This window comes from Aeromonas aquatilis (genome assembly GCF_054052405.1).
Genome location: NZ_JBSTYP010000049.1, coordinates 1 through 16,487, shown reverse-complemented (window position 1 = coordinate 16,487; position 16,487 = coordinate 1). Strand labels below are relative to the sequence as shown.

At 59.2% G+C, this 16,487-nt stretch carries 14 protein-coding genes, 1 tRNA gene, 1 rRNA gene and 1 riboswitch; of the genes, 3 read left to right on the top strand and 13 right to left on the bottom strand.

Annotated features, from left to right (window positions below; genetic code table 11):
- The first annotated feature begins 66 nt into the window (after positions 1–66).
- The 3 genes from ACW5W8_RS17650 to ACW5W8_RS17640 all read left to right on the top strand — a co-directional run bounded on the left by ACW5W8_RS17650 (position 67) and on the right by ACW5W8_RS17640 (position 6,328).
- Positions 67–300, top strand: coding sequence for a hypothetical protein (locus ACW5W8_RS17650; protein ID WP_498629185.1), 234 nt, complete (start codon positions 67–69; stop codon positions 298–300).
- 22 nt (positions 301–322) lie between these two features.
- Positions 323–408, top strand: a riboswitch (cyclic di-GMP riboswitch).
- Positions 409–462: 54 nt separating this feature from the next.
- The gene (locus ACW5W8_RS17645; protein WP_498629183.1) at positions 463–2,655 is read left to right on the top strand and encodes an immunoglobulin-like domain-containing protein; all 2,193 of its coding nucleotides are present in this window, start codon (positions 463–465) and stop codon (positions 2,653–2,655) included.
- A 166-nt stretch (positions 2,656–2,821) separates the two neighbouring features.
- A complete protein-coding gene (locus ACW5W8_RS17640) occupies positions 2,822–6,328 on the top strand; it encodes a YncE family protein (RefSeq protein ID WP_498629181.1) in 3,507 nt (1,168 codons plus the stop codon).
- A gap of 83 nt (positions 6,329–6,411) precedes the next feature.
- Here ACW5W8_RS17640 and hemB read toward each other — a convergent pair whose 3' ends face one another.
- From hemB to rrf, 13 genes are all read right to left on the bottom strand, one after another.
- The gene (gene hemB / locus ACW5W8_RS17635; protein WP_005357271.1) at positions 6,412–7,428 is read right to left on the bottom strand and encodes a porphobilinogen synthase; all 1,017 of its coding nucleotides are present in this window, start codon (positions 7,426–7,428) and stop codon (positions 6,412–6,414) included.
- A 3-nt stretch (positions 7,429–7,431) separates the two neighbouring features.
- Positions 7,432–8,217 (bottom strand): TatD family hydrolase, encoded by a 786-nt coding sequence (locus ACW5W8_RS17630; RefSeq protein WP_498629179.1) that lies wholly within the window; start codon positions 8,215–8,217, stop codon positions 7,432–7,434.
- Between the two features lie 189 nt (positions 8,218–8,406).
- Complete coding sequence (gene tatC, locus ACW5W8_RS17625; RefSeq protein ID WP_498629178.1) at positions 8,407–9,162, bottom strand: twin-arginine translocase subunit TatC; 756 nt, start codon at positions 9,160–9,162, stop codon at positions 8,407–8,409.
- Positions 9,159–9,623, bottom strand: a complete 465-nt coding sequence (gene tatB / locus ACW5W8_RS17620) for a Sec-independent protein translocase protein TatB (protein ID WP_498629176.1) — start codon at positions 9,621–9,623, stop codon at positions 9,159–9,161. The genes tatC and tatB overlap by 4 nt, the downstream gene beginning before the upstream one ends.
- 3 nt (positions 9,624–9,626) lie before the next feature.
- Positions 9,627–9,878 carry a Sec-independent protein translocase subunit TatA gene (tatA, locus tag ACW5W8_RS17615; RefSeq protein ID WP_005339385.1) on the bottom strand — a complete coding sequence of 84 codons (252 nt, stop codon included), beginning with the start codon at positions 9,876–9,878 and terminating at the stop codon, positions 9,627–9,629.
- Between the two features lie 42 nt (positions 9,879–9,920).
- Positions 9,921–11,561: a ubiquinone biosynthesis regulatory protein kinase UbiB gene (gene ubiB / locus ACW5W8_RS17610; protein WP_498629174.1), complete on the bottom strand. Its 1,641-nt coding sequence runs from the start codon at positions 11,559–11,561 to the stop codon at positions 9,921–9,923.
- On the bottom strand, positions 11,561–12,169 hold the full coding sequence (locus ACW5W8_RS17605; RefSeq protein ID WP_498629172.1) for a ubiquinone biosynthesis accessory factor UbiJ: 609 nt from the start codon (positions 12,167–12,169) through the stop codon (positions 11,561–11,563). Before ACW5W8_RS17605 ends, ubiB begins: the two co-directional genes overlap by 1 nt.
- An 8-nt stretch (positions 12,170–12,177) precedes the next feature.
- Positions 12,178–12,930 (bottom strand): bifunctional demethylmenaquinone methyltransferase/2-methoxy-6-polyprenyl-1,4-benzoquinol methylase UbiE, encoded by a 753-nt coding sequence (gene ubiE, locus ACW5W8_RS17600; RefSeq protein WP_498629170.1) that lies wholly within the window; start codon positions 12,928–12,930, stop codon positions 12,178–12,180.
- 65 nt (positions 12,931–12,995) lie between these two features.
- Positions 12,996–13,373, bottom strand: coding sequence for a fluoride efflux transporter CrcB (gene crcB / locus ACW5W8_RS17595; RefSeq protein WP_498629168.1), 378 nt, complete (start codon positions 13,371–13,373; stop codon positions 12,996–12,998).
- A gap of 95 nt (positions 13,374–13,468) precedes the next feature.
- Complete coding sequence (locus tag ACW5W8_RS17590; RefSeq protein ID WP_498629166.1) at positions 13,469–14,734, bottom strand: cytosine deaminase; 1,266 nt, start codon at positions 14,732–14,734, stop codon at positions 13,469–13,471.
- 149 nt (positions 14,735–14,883) lie between these two features.
- Positions 14,884–15,972 carry a cytosine permease gene (gene codB / locus ACW5W8_RS17585; protein ID WP_498629164.1) on the bottom strand — a complete coding sequence of 363 codons (1,089 nt, stop codon included), beginning with the start codon at positions 15,970–15,972 and terminating at the stop codon, positions 14,884–14,886.
- A gap of 242 nt (positions 15,973–16,214) precedes the next feature.
- A tRNA-Thr gene (locus tag ACW5W8_RS17580) sits at positions 16,215–16,290 on the bottom strand.
- A gap of 106 nt (positions 16,291–16,396) precedes the next feature.
- Positions 16,397–16,487, bottom strand: a 5S ribosomal RNA gene (gene rrf, locus ACW5W8_RS17575); the annotation flags it as partial.

Sequence of the window (16,487 nt, the reverse complement as noted above, 5' to 3'; positions counted from 1 at the left end):
CTCGGCACTGTTTTCCCCTCTTTGTGAGCTCAAACACCTCTCTGCCAGATACTGGACGGCAACAGCATGAATAATCGGTACTTTTTTGCTCTTTTTGCGGCTTTTTCAACTCTCGAACCACAAGGGAGCAGACCAAATCCAATCGACAAAAGAGTAGGTGACAGCGGCCTATCACCGGCCCTTTCCATGCTTGGAAAACAACCAATTAACAAGTTAATAACCAAAACAAATCATACACATACGTTGATTAATTTATTTTTAAGTGCGTATCATAAGCAGCCTGTTACTCAGGTCACTTGATTCTCTGTGCTGCACAGAAATCGGGTGAAAAAGGCAAAGTGACCCGAAAGGGCGCGACGCAAAGCCACCGGTCTAAGGGAAAACACCTATGACAGCGGGGCTGCCCCCGGGAGCGTTCGGCCATAGCTGTACGCTCCGTTTGTACTGTATGGAGATATCAAGATGAACAAATTGAAGTTATCCCTGCTGGGCTGTCTGCTCGGCATGGGCGCCCCCATGGCATATGCCGCCAGTGCTGGTCAGGCGATGGTCAACCCCCAGTCCGGCGTTGTGGTCGGCTACTGGCACAACTGGTGTGACGGTTCGGGCTACAAGGGCGGTATCGCCCCCTGCGTCAAGCTCGATCAGGTCAACCCGCAATACAACGTGGTCGATGTCTCCTTCATGAAGGTCTATGGCAGCGATCCCATCCCCACCTTCAAACTCGACCCGGCTATCGGCATGAGCGAAAGCCAGTTTATCGAGCAGATCGCCGAGCTGAACCGTCAGGGCCGTGCCGTGCTGCTGGCGCTGGGCGGTGCCGATGCACACATCGAGCTGCGCAAAGGTCAGGAACAGGCCTTTGCCGACGAGATCATCCGTCTGGTGGAGACCTATGGCTTCGACGGGCTGGATATCGATCTGGAACAGGCCGCCATCACTGCCGCCGACAACCAGACCGTGATCCCGGCGGCCCTGCGTCTGGTCAAGGATCACTACCGCGCCCAGGGGAAAAACTTCCTCATCACCATGGCGCCGGAGTTCCCCTATCTGACCCAGACTGGCGCCTACATCCCCTATATCCGCAATCTGGAAGGGTACTACGACTGGATCAACCCCCAGTTCTACAACCAGGGTGGCGACGGTATCTACATCGATGGCATCGGCTGGATTGCCCAGAATAACGATGCCCTGAAAGAAGAGTTCATCTACTACATGGCGGATTCACTGAGCAACGGAACCCGCGGCTTCTACAAGATCCCCCATGACAAGCTGGTGTTCGGCATTCCGACCAACATCGACGCCGCCGCCACCGGCTATGTGCAGGATCCGCAGAAGCTCTACAACGCCTTCAACCGCCTGAAGAGTGAGGGGCAACCACTGCGCGGCGTGATGACCTGGTCCATCAACTGGGACATGGGCCGCAACGCCGCCGGTCAGTCCTACAACGAATCCTTCATCAAGAGCTACGGCCCCTTCATCCACGATCAGGAGATCACTCCGCCGGACGAGAACGGCAAGCCGGTGTTTAGCGGCCTGAGCGATACCCGCATCAAGCAGGGCACCGCCTTTGATCCGCAGGCCGGGGTCAGCGCCAGCGACAAGGAAGATGGTGATCTGACAGACCAGATCCTGGTGGATGGAAATGTCGATACCCAACGCATCGGACTCTACCCCCTCATCTACAAGGTGAGCGATCGCGACAACAACGTTACCGAGCAGGTACGCACCATCGAGGTCTACAGCATGAAGCCGGTATTCAGCGGCGTCACCGACACCACGCTGGAGCTGGGCACCCCTTTCGATCCGATGGCCGGAGTCAACGCCCACGATGAAGAAGATGGCGATCTGACCCGCGAGATTAAGGTCAGCGGCAGCGTCGATAGCAGCAAGGTCGGCCGCTACACCCTCACCTATCAGGTGAGCGACAGCGCCGGTCAGCAGGTAACCCAGCAGCGCAACGTGACCGTCAGGGAGCAGGGCGCCGTCTGTGAAAACAGCTGGGATGCCAAAAAGACCTACGTGGGCGGCGACATCGTCAGCCACAACGGCAAGAACTGGCTGGCAGGCTGGTGGACCCAGAACGAAGAGCCGGGCACCACGGGTGACTGGGGCGTCTGGCGCGTACAGGGCGACAGCGACTGCGATGGTGGCGAGAAGCCGCCAGTGATCGGCAGCAGCGACTTCACTGTCAGCGCCATGGCGAGCGAGTACACCATAGTCAACGGTCAGGTCAGCATACGTTTCAACGTGACCACCGCCAACCCGGTGCAGATCACCGCGACTCTGGAGCAGAGCGGCCGCAGCCACGGTACCACCAGCAGCCAAGTGAACGGCACCAGCACCCTGGTACTGCAGGGAAGCAATGTCACCGATGGCAGCTACGACGTTGTGATCACCGGTCTGGCTGCCGGCCAGCAGCCGGTGGTGCAGCGCTTCCAAGTTGCGCTGACCGAAGAGAGCAGCGGCGGTGGCGATGGCGACTACCCGGCCTATGCCCCCAACACCGGCTATCAGGCCGGTGATCGGGTCAGCAATGCCGGTGGCAACTATGAGTGCAAACCCTGGCCTTATAGTGGCTGGTGTGGCGGCTCCAGCAGCCACTATGCGCCGGGTACCGGCAGCGCCTGGAGCGATGCCTGGACCAAGCTGTAATCCCATGGCCCCTTTCGGGGGGCCAACCACCCCGCACTATCTCGCCCACTGACATCACGCTCGGTGGGCGTCATGCGCTGACCCGGATGGGTTAGCGCTCCCCCTTTTACCTGCTTGCCAACCACCAAAAAAAACATCCAACAACCACCAAGATAAGGAAATCACCATGCCAAGAACCACCAAGCTTGCCACCCTGCTCGGTTTGCTGCTGTCGGCCCATGTCGTGGCTGATGAGCGCGAACAAGCCTATTTCAAACAAACCTATCAGGAGCACTACGAGCAGATGACGGCGCGCCTCGCCGCGCTGCATCAGAGTGCGGCTGACGAGCAGAACGTGATCATCAAGGATGGCAAGCGCCACCTTGCCATCAACGGCCTGCTCTACCCGCTGACAGCGGATAACCACATCCTGTTCGATCTGCCCAAACCCCACTTTTTCGATGAAACAGCCATCCGTAACGTCTTTGATTTCTTCGATAAGGAGTGGGAGCTGACCTGGTACGAAGGCGGGGTCGTGGCGGTCAACAAACGCTTTGGCAACTATGACTACGGCAACGGCTGTCTGCTGGAGTACTTCCCCCACGGCCAGATCCAGAATGGCGAACGCACCCGGGTGGTGATGGAGACCAGCTCCTGCAGCGTCAACTCGTTTGCCACCTCGCTGCAATATCTGGACAAAGGCGAGGAGCTGACGGCCGACCAGCTGGGGCTGGACGCCAGCCTGATTACGGCGGTCGAGCGCTATCAGGATCGGCTCTATGTCAGCCAGAACGGCAATCCGGGCCATGTGGCCATTATCGATATCCCAAGCCGCCAGCAGATTGGCGAGATCCGCGGCACCGCAACCGGCAGTGCCACGGCCTACAACCAGGTCAGCGAACTGTTTGTCCGCAATAACCTGCTCTACGTGGTCTCGCGCTACTCGCACCGGGTCGATATCTTCGATCTGGCCGATGAACATCGCCATGTCACCACCCTGGGAACCGGTCGGGATTCCGGCAGCAACAGCCTGCACCGCGCCCAGGCCGTCTTTGCCAATCAGGACTATGTGCTGGTGGCCGATGCGCTGAGCGAGATCAAGGTCTACCGCCAGCAGGATGTAACGCCGCAAAACAGCCTAAAAGCCCCGATCGCCGGTCGACTCGCCTTTGAAGGAAAATACAGCCACCGTCTGGTGCAACTCCATCAGGTGGGTGACTATCTGCTGGCCCATACCGCTGGCAAAAACTACTACATCTATGACCTGCGCAAACTGGCTGATGCCATCGCCAGCAACACCCCGCTGGCGCCTGAGCAGGTGATCGCCGACAGCAATCTGCAAAAAATCGACATGGATGGCGATCGGCTGGTGGTGAACTTCAAGGACCGCATCGAGTGGCATGATGCCGATACCCTGATCGCCAACGACTTTCAGTTCAAGAACCCGACCTTTACTGTTCGGGAGATCAACCAGCAGCCTGTGGCGGCGCTGAAAGATCTCCAGCTGGCGGGCTCGGCGCTTGTCACCGCCAACGCGCGCGGCCTGGGTTTCAACCAGCTGCTGAGTAAGGAGATCAGCTTCACAGCCGACGAGCAGTTGCCGGCTCGCCCGCTGATCTTCGATCAGCTGATGCCAACCGCCGTCAGCTACATTCTGGGCAATGACGAACCCTACGAGGTGCTGATCGATCGCGCCCAGCGTTCGGTCAACATCAATTCGCTGGTCAAGACCGAGCTGCTTGATAACGACACGGTGCGCATCACCAACTATGCCGCCAGAGAGCTGCATGACATCAATATCGAGTCACGCCTGAACGGTATCAACAAGTGGCTGATCCTGGGCCAGCTCGATCGCCTGCCCGCCTATGCCCAAATCACCCTGCCACTAAGCGCCTTTGGCGAGCAGGGACGCTTCAACAGCGCCAGCCGCGATGGTGTGTTTGATCTCAACAACCTGCTCGACAACAGCATCAATCTGCCCGCCCAGTTCGAGCACAGGTTCAGTTCCAACTCGGATCCGTTTGCCCAGAAGCTGGCACGCCTCAAGCCAAGCTGGAACGTGCGTTTCGCCACCAACACCAGCGGCTCCTGGCGCCCCATCAATGCCCTCTACGCCCGCGAATGGCTGATCATCGCCACCAACCTGGCCTACATGGTCTCGACCGAGGAGTTCAAACACGTCTGGTACAACTTCAAGGCGGTGAACGGTTACGAGATGTTCGGCAATGGCGGCAACAGCTATGTGCCGAACGGGATCTTTACGGCGGCCGATTATGACTACTACTACCACAGCCTGATGAAGCGCCCCACCCTCAACCTGGGGATCACTGCCATGGGTGGTGGTCTGGGGGGAGGCGGTATCACCGGGGTCGATACCTTTAACTTTGTCAGCCACTACTACGGCAGCTGGGGCATCATTGCCCACGAATTTGGCCACGGCTTCGATGGGAAGTCCTACAGCCATGAGAGCGCGTTTGCCCGTGGCAGCCACGGCTGGCATCCGCTGATGACGGGTATGGCCAACTACCATATCCGCAAGGGCGACCTGCCCTATCTGGATGATGACCTCAACGGCTTCCACAAGCCGGAAAATGACATCTATCGCTACAACTCGGTCAGCCAGGGGGCTCGCAAGCACCGCGCTGACAGCCACATGTACTATACCGACCACTACTTCATGCAATTCTCCACCATGCCGCAAGGCTGGGTAGCCAACGGCAGCGACTTCAGTGCCGGGCAGCTGGCGGCCCTGAACAATCAGGAGCGACTGCTGATGGGCTGGATCCCCAAGGAGTCGGAGAAAGGCAATCTCTGCCGGTTCACCTTCCAGGATGGCGAGCAGTACTACGGCTACGTCGAACAGCGGGCTGATGGTCTGCTCTGTGATGCCGGCTCCCTGATCCGCTATCGTCAGCCCGATGGCCAGTTTGTGCCGCTGGTCTCGGCCATCAACCAGTTTGACTGGCTGTCACTCCACCACAAGGGCAAGCTGGATCAGCCGGTGCTGCACCAGAATGGTCGCCCGCTCTGCTACAAGAATGTGGCGGGCTTTTACGGTATCGGCTTCGTCAATGACAACAACCAGTGCACCCAGTTGCCCAACGTCTATCAGACCAATGGCAAGCACTGGCTGACCAGCTCTGGCTGGACCGGTCTGACCTACCTGAGCGGAGACTTCATCCTGCCCACTACCGGTAGCAGCAGTGACTTCACCGTCACCGATCTGGCGTCCGAATATCTCATCGTCAACGGCGCGCTCGACTTCAGCCTGACGCTGACCGCCGCCAACCCGGTGACTGTCACCGCGACCCTGTTGCAGGATGGCTATCCGGTCGCCAGCGGCAGCGCCCTGATCGAGGGTCAGGGAACCCTGCAGTTGGCGCAATCGGGCCTGGCTGTCGGCAGTTATGAACTGTTGCTGGCAGGCATGGCAGAGGGGAGCAAGCAGGGCTTCGAGCGCCGCTTCACCCTGGCGTTGGTGGAGCAGGCACCGGGTGGTGACAGTGACGGTGGTAACGGCAGCTACCCGGCCTATGTTGCGGGCACCGCTTATCAGAGTGGCGAACGGGTCAGCAATGCCGGTGGCGACTACGAGTGCAAACCCTGGCCCTACAGCGGCTGGTGTGGCGGTTCGACCAGCCACTATGCACCGGGTACCGGCAGCCACTGGAACGATGCCTGGATCCAGCTGTAAGCAGCGGTTTTAAAACAGAACGATCGCCATAACAAAGAGGGGGAGCCATCGGCTCCCCCTCTCGTTTATTCATTCAACCCGCCTTAGCGGGCATCCTCTTTCAGCCACTGCGCCACACGTTTGGCGAAGTAGGTGAGGATGCCGTCAGCACCGGCCCGCTTGAAGCAGAGCAGAGACTCCATGATGGTCTCCTTCTCTTTCAGCCAACCGTTCTGGATCGCCGCCATGTGCATGGCGTACTCACCGCTCACCTGATAGGCGAAGGTCGGCACACCGAACTGATCCTTCACCTGACGAACCACGTCCAGATAGGGCATGCCCGGCTTGACCATCACGCTGTCGGCCCCCTCCTGAATATCCAGCGCCACCTCGTGCAACGCCTCGTTGCTGTTGGCCGGATCCATCTGATAGGTGGCCTTGTTGCTCTTGCCGAGGTTGCCGGCAGAGCCGACCGCATCACGGAACGGGCCGTAGTAGCAGGAGGCGTACTTGGCGGAGTAGGCCATGATCTGGGTGTTGATGAAGCCGTTCTCTTCCAGCGCCGCGCGGATGGCGCCGATGCGACCATCCATCATGTCGGACGGCGCCACGATATCGACCCCGGCCTCGGCATGGGAGAGCGCCTGCTTGATCAGGATCTCGGTGGTGATGTCGTTCAGCACATAGCCTTCATCATCGATGATGCCGTCCTGACCGTGGGTGGTGAACGGATCGAGCGCCACGTCGGTGATTACTCCCAGCTCCGGGAAGCGGGCCTTGAGGGCACGCACGGTGCGCTGGGCCAGTCCGTTCGGGTTGTAGGCCTCTTCCGCCATCAGGCTCTTGCTCTCCAGCGGAGTGACCGGGAACAGGGCAATAGCAGGTACGCCCAACTCCACCAGCTCGGCGGCTTCCTCCAGCAGCAGATCGATGGATAGACGCTCCACCCCCGGCATGGAGGGAACGGCTTCACGGCGGTTCTCCCCTTCCAGCACAAACACCGGATAGATGAGATCGTTGACGGTCAGTACGTTCTCACGCACCAGACGACGGCTGAAATCATGTTTGCGCAGACGGCGCAGGCGGCGGCCCGGAAAGGCGCCCGGAAGAGTTGTAGCCATGAATCACTCCTGGAGAGGAAGTTGGAAGAACGCGGCGGAGGTGGCCTGGGTATGGGCCAGCAAGGCCTCGGGCGCTTCACCACGACAGGCCGCCACCACCTGGGCGATGTGCGGCAAAAAAGCGGGTTCGTTGCGTTTCGGACGCGGTTTCAGATCCCGCGGTACCAGATAGGGGGCATCGGTCTCGATCATCAGCCGACCGGCCGGAATGCGGGCCACCTGCTCACGCAGCAGCTGGCCGCGGCGCTCGTCGCAGAGCCAGCCAGTCACCCCGATATGCAGCCCCAGCGCCAGACACTGGTCCAGCTCCTCGTCGGAACCGGTGAAGCAGTGCAGCACGGCTCCCGGTAGTTTCGGCAACCAGGGACGGAGGATCTCGATAAAACGGGCGTGGGCATCACGGCAATGGAGAAACACCGGCATCCCGAGCTCGGCAGCCAGTGCCAGCTGGGCGTCGAATACCGCATCCTGCACCGGACGGGGGGAGAAGTCGCGGTTGTAGTCGAGGCCGCACTCACCGATAGCCACCACCTGCGGCAAGGCTGCCAACTCGCGCAAGGCGGGCAGGGTCGCCTCATCGACACTCTTGGCATCGTGAGGATGGACCCCGGCGGTAGAGAAGCAGTAGCCCGGCCAGCGGGCGGCCAACCCGGCGCTCTCGCGGCTGCCAGCCAGATCGGTACCGGTCAGGATCAGCGCTTCCACTCCGGCGGCGCGGGCACGGGCCACCAGCTCAGGCTGTTCACCGGCGAACTGGCTGCTGGTCAGGTTTAAACCGATATCAATCATGGAATGAGACGTTCCGAACAACAGGAATACATATCAGGTATTTGAAATACCATCTACCGAATGGGGCCTTACCATACGCCTCGAACGGGAGCATGAAAAGAGGAAGGGAGCCTCAGCTCCCCTCGTTCTGCTATTCCTGCGGACTTCGTCATCCTCTCGCCGTCCGGCAAACAGGTGACGAACAGAGCCTCAGCTCTCCACATCAGGTTGTTCCTGTTGCTCTTCATCCTCTTTCTTCACGTAGAAGCGGGCAAAGAACAGACCTATCTCCCACAGCGCCCACATCGGGATGGCGAGCAGGGTCTGGGAGAAGACATCAGGCGGCGTCAGCAGCATGCCGACCACAAACACCCCGACGATAACGTAGGGACGTTTCTCCTTCAGGTTTTGCGGTGTGGTCACGCCAGTCCAGCAGAGCAGTATGGTCGCCACCGGAATTTCGAACGCCACCCCGAACGCAAAGAACAGGGTCAGTACGAAATCCAGATAGCTGGCGATATCGGTCGCCACCGTCACCCCGGCAGGGGCAGTACTGGTGAAGAAGCCGAATACCAGCGGGAACACCACGTAGTAGGCAAACGCCATCCCCGCGTAGAACAGCAATGCACTGGAGACCACCAGCGGCATGATGAGACGCCGTTCATGCTGGTACAGACCGGGGGCGATAAAGGCCCAGGCCTGATAGAGCAGATAGGGGATCGCCACAAAGAAGGAGACCACCAGGGTCAGCTTGATCGGCGTCAGGAAGGGGGTCGCCACATCCGTCGCTATCATGCTGGTGCCTGCCGGCAGCTGGCTCAGCAGCGGCTGGGCCACGAAGTCGTAGATGTTGTTGGAGAAGTAGATCAGCGCCAGAAACACCACGAGGATGGCGGTAATGGAGCGCAGCAAACGGGTTCTCAGCTCAACCAGATGGCTGATCAGGGGTTGTTCGGCCTGACTCATGGCTTCACCTCCCCTTTTACTGCGGAATCGCTGACCGGCACCGGCTCACTCTCTCGCTGGCTATTGACCGGTGGCACGTCGTGGCTCACCTGCACCGCAGGCTCAACCGGCGTGGCAGGCTCAGCTTGGGCGACCGGCTCGGAGCGCGGCGGACGGATCTCGTTCTCCACCTGATAGGGGCGATTGACCGACTGGGCCGCCGCCTTGAGCTGTTCGATGGACTCCTGCAGCTCGGGGCTCAGGTTGCTCATCTGCAACTGTTCGGCCTTCTTCAGGTCGTTGTGCAGCTCTTGCAACTTGAGCTCCTGCTCCAGCTCGGACTTGACCGAGTTCGCGGTCGAACGAATGAGGCGGATCCAGTGGGTAGCAGTGCGGATGGCAACCGGCAGCCGCTCGGGCCCCAGTACCACCAGTGCAACCACACCGATAACGACCAGCTCCCAAAAACCGATATCGAACATGGCTTAGGCCTGGTCTTTGTCTTTCTGTTTGGCGGTCTCACTGCTCTGAGTGGCCGCTTCGTTCAGCTGTTTCGGGGGAAACTCGGCATCTTTCTGCTCGGCCTTGGCATCGGCCGGCTCGTCGGAGAGGGCTTTCTTGAACCCTTTGACCGCCGCGCCCAGATCACCGCCAATGCCGCGCAGTTTCTTGGTACCGAACAGCAGCACGACGATGACTGCAATGATCAACAATTGCCAAATACTGATACCACCCATGATTTTCTCTCCAGAACAGGCGCCTGACGGCGCGGTTGTTGATTAATGGGAGCGGGTTCGCAACCAGCCGACCAGCCAGCAGAGGGCTGCACCGGCGAGACTGGCTTGTCCCCACTCAATGTGTTGTTTTTGGGTCAGCAAGAATACACCCGCCAATAGCAGGCTGGCTCCAACCCCTAAGAGGTAGCGGGCCTGCCCCTGCCGACGGCTGTGACGGCGGAACTCGGCAAACATCTGGTCGAAATGACGCTGCTGATGACGGGTCTGACGCAGGGTCTCATAGACCAGCTCCGGCAGCTCCGGCAGCTTCTCCGCCCAGAATGGCGCCTTCTCCTTGATGGCGTTCAATACCGACTTGGGCCCCACCTGCTCGTGCATCCAGTTTTCGAGGAACGGCTTGGCGGTCTGCCACAAATCGAGCTGCGGGTAGAGCTGACGCCCCAACCCTTCCACATAGAGCAGGGTCTTTTGCAGCAGCACCAGCTGCGGCTGCACCGTCATATGGAAGCGACGCGCGGTGTTGAACAGGTTGAGCAGCACGTGACCGAACGAAATTTCGGAGAGCGGCTTCTCGAAGATGGGCTCCAGCACGGTGCGAATGGCGAACTCGAACTCGTCCACCTTGGTATCTGCCGGCACCCAGCCCGACTCCACGTGCAGCTCCGCCACCCGGCGATAGTCACGGTTGAAGAAGGCGAGGAAATTCTCCGCCAGATAGCGTTTGTCTTCCCGGTTGAGGGTACCGACGATGCCGCAGTCGATACCGATCCAGAGCGGGTTCTCCGGGTGTTCGTAAGAGACGAAGATGTTGCCCGGATGCATATCGGCGTGGAAGAAGCTGTCGCGGAACACCTGGGTGAAGAAGACCTCCACCCCGCGCTCGGCCAGCAGCTTCATGTTGGTACCGTTGGCTTCCAGCGCAGCGATATCGGAGACCGGTATGCCGTAGATGCGCTCCATCACCAGCACCTGCGCGCGGCAGAGGTCGGTGATGATTTCTGGCACATAGAGTGCCTCCGAGCCGGTGAAGTTGCGCCGCAGCTGGATGGCGTTGGCGGCTTCGCGCATCAGGTTGAGCTCGTCGAGTATGGTCTTGCGATACTCCTCCACCACCTCGATGGGGCGCAGCCGCGCACTCTGGGGCACGAAGCGCGCCACCAGACTTGCCAGCGCCTGCATCAGCCGCAGGTCAGCCTCGATGACAGGCTCGATGTCGGGACGGATCACCTTGATAACGATCTCGCGGCCACTCTCCTTCAGCCGGGCGGTATGCACCTGGGCGATGGAGGCGGAGGCTAGCGGCGTCTCGTCGAAGTCGTCGAACAGGGTCTCGATAGGGCAACCCAGACTGCGCTCAATCTGCTGACGCGCCGCCTGACCGCAGAAGGGAGGCACCCTGTCCTGCAGCAGGGCCAGCTCCTCGGCAATGTCCGGCGGCAGCAAGTCACGCCGGGTCGAGAGCATCTGGCCAAATTTGATGAAGATGGGGCCGAGCGCCTCAAAGGCAAGCCGGATGCGAGCGCCACGGCTGAGATCAGGTTGCTTGTTCTTGAGCCAGAACAGGGAGCGACGAGCCAGACGACCCGGCCAGGGTTGATAGCGAGCGGGCACCAACTCGTCGATGCCCCGCTCCAGCAGGATAGTGATGATGCGATAGAGGCGTTTGAACTCTTTCGGAGTCATCAGGCCACCTGCTGTTCGAGTCGAGCCAGCCGCAGTTCAACGGCCTTGAGCTGCTGGGCCAGCACCTCGACATCATCGTTGAAGCTCGCCACTTCCAGCGGGCCGGGGGCGAGGCGGATCTCTTCGGTCAGATATTCCGCCAGCTGACGCTGACTGCGGCACAGTTCGCGGCCGACCAGACGACGCGCCTGACGGGCACCGCGCAGCAGGGTGTGGGCCACGACATCGCCGGTATAGCGGGATAGCTCCTCTTCCCAGTCGATATCCAGCTCGCCCAGCAACACGCTGAACGCCTGCACCAGCTGGGGATCACCGCTCAGGTCCAGCTTCTCCTCGCGGATATAGCGGGTCAGGGCGGAGGGCTCCTTGAGCAGGCCGAGAGCGGTCAGGGAGAGGCTCAGCACTGCATCCGCCTCACCTTCATAGCTGGCCAGCACATCCAGCCTGCGCTCGGAGAAGACAAGCCAGAGTGGCTTGAGCTCACGCAGTTCCAGTTTGAGTACCTTGCCTGCCAGCTTGCGCAGCCGCTCCGGGCTCTCTTTGTCCAGCCCCAGCAACTGGTTGAGGCTGGTTTCGATCACGGCGGTGACCATGGCATTCATCGGCATAGGCAACCTTAAAACTTGTAACCGCGGTGCAGGGCAACCACGCCCTGAGTCAGGTTGAAGTACTCAACCTGTTCGAAACCGACATTCACCATCATGCCGGCCAGGGTCTGCTGATCCGGGTGCATGCGGATCGATTCCGCCAGGTATTTGTAGCTTTCGCTGTCGTTCGCGACGATTTCGCCCATTTTCGGCAGCAGTTTGAAGGAGTAGAGGTCATAAAGCTTGGCGATCACGTCGCTGACCGGCTTGGAGAACTCCAGCACCAGCAGACGGCCACCCGGCTTGAGCACCCGGAACATGGAGGCGAGCGCCTTGTCCTTGTCGGTGACGTTGCGCAGGCCGAAGCCGATGGTGATGATGTCGAAGTGGTTATCCGGGAACGGGAGCGCCTCGGCATTGGCCTGGACATAGGAGACGTTGTTGGCGACCCCCAGATTACGCAGCTTGTCGCGGCCCACTTTCAGCATGGAGTCGTTGATATCAGCCAGCACCACCTGACCGGTTTCACCGACGATGCGGGAGAACTTGGCGGTCAGATCGCCGGTACCACCGGCCAGATCCAGCACCTTCTGCCCCTTGCGCACCCCGGAGCAGTCGATGGTGAAACGCTTCCACAGGCGGTGGATGCCGAACGACATCAGATCGTTCATCAGATCATACTTGGCTGCCACCGAATGGAAGACGCCAGCCACCAGAGTCTCTTTCTCGGTCGCGGCGACGGTCTTAAAGCCAAAATGCGTTGTCGTTGCTTGTTCTGACATCCCTTAAACACCCATAGAGCAAAGAATGGTCGCCAGTTTACCAGAGCCAATGGCGTGCGGACACCTTAAACCCGGCTCGCTACCAACTGCATGCCCAGTACCACCATGGCCAGACAGAGGAAGATATTGAGCGCAATATTGAGCAGCGCCTTCAAATAAGCACCATGCTGGGCCAACACTACCGTATCGAGGGCAAAAGAGGAGAAGGTGGTGAGGGCACCGAGGATCCCCACCATCAAGAGTGGTTTCATCGGGTGTTCCACCACATGGCCGTGGCTGATGAGGGCATAGGCGACCCCCATGATGAAAGAGCCCACCACATTGACCACCAGGGTCCCGTAGGGGAAGTGACGCCCCAGCAGCAGCGCCATCAATTCGGCAATCCCAAAACGAAGACAGGCGCCGATGGCGCCACCTGCAGCAACATAGAACCAGGTTTGCATGGAGTCACTCCCTCAGGGTCAGGTCACCATTATGTCGCAATGGTGGTCCTTATGCCCAGAGGGGTAACTAATCGCCACCCGAGCGGATTTAAAACTCAGCGGCGAAAATCGATCGGCTCCCGTTGTCCCAGCATCACCTCTGTTTGGGCCGGGCGGGTCTGGGCAATCACCTTGCCATGACGGATTGAATAGCGCACCGGTACCTGGCGGCGCACCGCATCAAAGCCGTTATCGGCAGGCAGGATCAGCAGGTTGGCCGGTTTGCCCACCTCGATACCATAGCGATCCTGCACGCTCAGGGTTCGGGCACTGTGGTCGCTGATCAGCTTCAGACCCTCGTTGATCTGCTCGTAGCCCATGATTTGGCAGACATGCAGCCCCATGTGCAGCACCTGCAGCATGTTAGCGGTCCCCATGGGATACCAGGGATCGAACACGTCATCGTGGCCGAAGCAGACATTGATGTTTGCCTCCAGCATCTCCTTCACCCGGGTGATACCACGGCGCTTGGGATAGGTGTCGAACCGCCCCTGCAGGTGAATGTTCACCAGCGGATTGGCCACAAAGTTGATGCCTGCCATCTTCAATAGCCGGAACAGGCGGGACGCATAAGCGCCGTTGTAGGAGTGCATGGCGGTGGTGTGGCTGGCGGTCACCCGATGGCCGATACCGCGCTCGTAGGCCAGGGTCGCCAAGGTCTCGATAAAGCGGGACTGCTCGTCATCGATCTCGTCGCAGTGCACATCGACCAGAACCTGATATTTCTCGGCAAGATCGAAGATGTAGTGCAGGCTTTCGACCCCATATTCCCGGGTAAACTCGAAATGAGGAATGGCGCCGATCACGTCGGCCCCCAACTTCAGTGCCTCTTCCAGCAGTGCCTTGCCATTGGGGTAAGAGAGGATTCCCTCCTGCGGGAAGGCGACGATCTGCAACTCGACCCACTCCTTCACCTCCTCCCGCACTTCCAGCATCGCCTTCAGGGCTACCAGATTGGGGTCGGAGACATCGACGTGAGTACGCACAAACTGGATGCCGTTGGCGATCTGCCACTTCAGCGTCTGGATGGCTCGCTGTTTCACATCTTCATGGGTCAGCAACGCCTTGCGCTCGGCCCAACGCTCGATCCCCTCAAACAGGGTGCCTGAGAGGTTCCAGCTCGGCTCGCCCGCCGTCTGGGTCGTATCGAGGTGAATATGGGGTTCGATGAAGGGGGCGATGGCCAAGCCCCCCTCGCCATCCAGCACCTGACCGGCGACGGCATGTTCGTCATGGGGTTCGATGGCAGTGATCACCCCATCCTGACAGCGGATCTGCCACAACCCTTCCCGATCGGCAAAACGAATATGTTGAATCAGCATTTGTTAGCTTCCTGTACCAGAATCGGCCGCTGGGTGAGACGAACCAGAATGAAATAGGTGAAGGCGGCGCCCAATACCGCGTTGAGTGGCACTATGCCTGGCAGCCACTTGCCGACAGCCACCCCGACTGCCGTGGCGACCAGCGCCTGCTAGCGTACCGCCTCGAACTGCTGATCGGCAAACTGGCGGTAACGTTCACGATTGAGCAGGAAATCCATGATGATAATGCCGCCGATCGGCGGGATGGCCGTACTCAAAAAGGCCAGCCAGCCGACAAAGTTGTTATAGAGCCAGAGGGCACAGGCCGTTCCGATCAGGCCGTTAATCACGCTAAGCGGCTTGCTCTTGAGACCGGTAATGTTGGCAAAACCAAGCCCGGAGGCGTAGAGCGCGTTGTCGTTGGTGGTCCAGATATTGAGGCCCAGCACCAGAATGGCGGGGATCAGCAGCCCCTGCATCAACATCACCTCAGAGATATCAGCCTGCCCGGTCACCGCCGCACCGGCCGCACCGAAGACGAACATCAGCGTGTTGCCCAAAAAAAACGCCACCATGGTGATCATGACGGCGCCCCAGGGTCTACGACCAAATCGGACAAAATCTGCGGTCAGGGTTCCGGCACTGATGAAAGAGCCGACCACCATGGTCAACGCTGTGGTGAACTCGATGGGATTGGATGGCTGAACCTGTTGCAGGGCTTCCATACCACCGGCGGAGGTCACCGCCAGCCAGACCGAGTAGCCGCCGAGCAGGGCAATGGCAGGCACGGCGACAAAACTCAATACCATCAGAGCAGAAATCCCGAAGTAGACGGTCACCGTCATCAGAATGCCCGAAATGGCGATCAGCCAGTTCACATCGATGCCGGTCGCCTTCTGCACCGGCAGGGCAAACATCGCCACCCCCACACCAAACCAGCCGACCTGAGTGCCGCCAAGCAGCAGAGAGGGCAACCAGGAACCTTTGACGCCGAAGGAGTAGCGCGCCAGCAGATGGGTAGAGAGACCGGTTGAGGCACCGATATAACCGAGATAGGCGGTATAGATCCCAAGCAACAAATTGCCGATCAACACCGCCTTGATGAAATCATCGAATACCAAGCCAGTCCCCAGCGCACCGCCGGTCCACATACTGGCAGAAAAGAACGTCAGACCGAGCATCACCAGCATCAGCGACAGCACACCTTTGCGTCCTTTGGCGGGAACCGCCCCCAAACAGTATTCGTTATCCTGCGCCATGCTCATTTCTCCACGTAATAGGCAAAACGCGGCGCATTCTACATGAAAAACGTTTTACATCAATCAAACTAAGATGAATATCTCGAAATTAATGAATTTGGTGGTCAAACGAACCACAAACGTGAGGGTGATGAAAAAGATAAGGTGAGGCAGGACAGGCCTCAAAAGAGGATCAAATGGCGTCTAGTTGCCGAGAGATAGATGCAAAAAAGCCTCCCCTTTCAGGGAGGCTCTCTTTTTAATGGTGCTGATACCCAGAATCGAACTGGGGACCTCATCCTTACCAAGGATGCGCTCTACCAACTGAGCCATATCAGCACACTAACCGGTAAAGACCGCACTGTGTGCGCTATCTAAATCTTTTGTCCAACACAACCTGACGTTGTATCGCGACCAACCACATTGCTGTGATTGCTTAATTGAAGCCTGGCAGTGTCCTACTCTCGCATGGCGAATGCCACACTACCATCGGCGCTACCGCGTTTCACTTCTGAGTTCGGCATGGGATCAGGTGG

What these genes read in the sequence shown, in the direction of transcription:
- tatB (WP_498629176.1), bottom strand. Translation starts at nt 9,623, where the DNA reads ATGTTCGATATCGGTTTTTGGGAGCTGGTCGTTATCGGTGTGGTTGCA.
- ACW5W8_RS17640 (WP_498629181.1), top strand. Translation starts at nt 2,822, where the DNA reads ATGCCAAGAACCACCAAGCTTGCCACCCTGCTCGGTTTGCTGCTGTCG.
- ACW5W8_RS17650 (WP_498629185.1), top strand. Translation starts at nt 67, where the DNA reads ATGAATAATCGGTACTTTTTTGCTCTTTTTGCGGCTTTTTCAACTCTC.
- ubiE (WP_498629170.1), bottom strand. Translation starts at nt 12,930, where the DNA reads ATGTCAGAACAAGCAACGACAACGCATTTTGGCTTTAAGACCGTCGCC.
- ACW5W8_RS17645 (WP_498629183.1), top strand. Translation starts at nt 463, where the DNA reads ATGAACAAATTGAAGTTATCCCTGCTGGGCTGTCTGCTCGGCATGGGC.
- ACW5W8_RS17605 (WP_498629172.1), bottom strand. Translation starts at nt 12,169, where the DNA reads ATGCCGATGAATGCCATGGTCACCGCCGTGATCGAAACCAGCCTCAAC.
- tatC (WP_498629178.1), bottom strand. Translation starts at nt 9,162, where the DNA reads ATGAGTCAGGCCGAACAACCCCTGATCAGCCATCTGGTTGAGCTGAGA.
- hemB (WP_005357271.1), bottom strand. Translation starts at nt 7,428, where the DNA reads ATGGCTACAACTCTTCCGGGCGCCTTTCCGGGCCGCCGCCTGCGCCGT.
- ubiB (WP_498629174.1), bottom strand. Translation starts at nt 11,561, where the DNA reads ATGACTCCGAAAGAGTTCAAACGCCTCTATCGCATCATCACTATCCTG.
- codB (WP_498629164.1), bottom strand. Translation starts at nt 15,972, where the DNA reads ATGGCGCAGGATAACGAATACTGTTTGGGGGCGGTTCCCGCCAAAGGA.
- ACW5W8_RS17590 (WP_498629166.1), bottom strand. Translation starts at nt 14,734, where the DNA reads ATGCTGATTCAACATATTCGTTTTGCCGATCGGGAAGGGTTGTGGCAG.
- tatA (WP_005339385.1), bottom strand. Translation starts at nt 9,878, where the DNA reads ATGGGTGGTATCAGTATTTGGCAATTGTTGATCATTGCAGTCATCGTC.
- crcB (WP_498629168.1), bottom strand. Translation starts at nt 13,373, where the DNA reads ATGCAAACCTGGTTCTATGTTGCTGCAGGTGGCGCCATCGGCGCCTGT.
- ACW5W8_RS17630 (WP_498629179.1), bottom strand. Translation starts at nt 8,217, where the DNA reads ATGATTGATATCGGTTTAAACCTGACCAGCAGCCAGTTCGCCGGTGAA.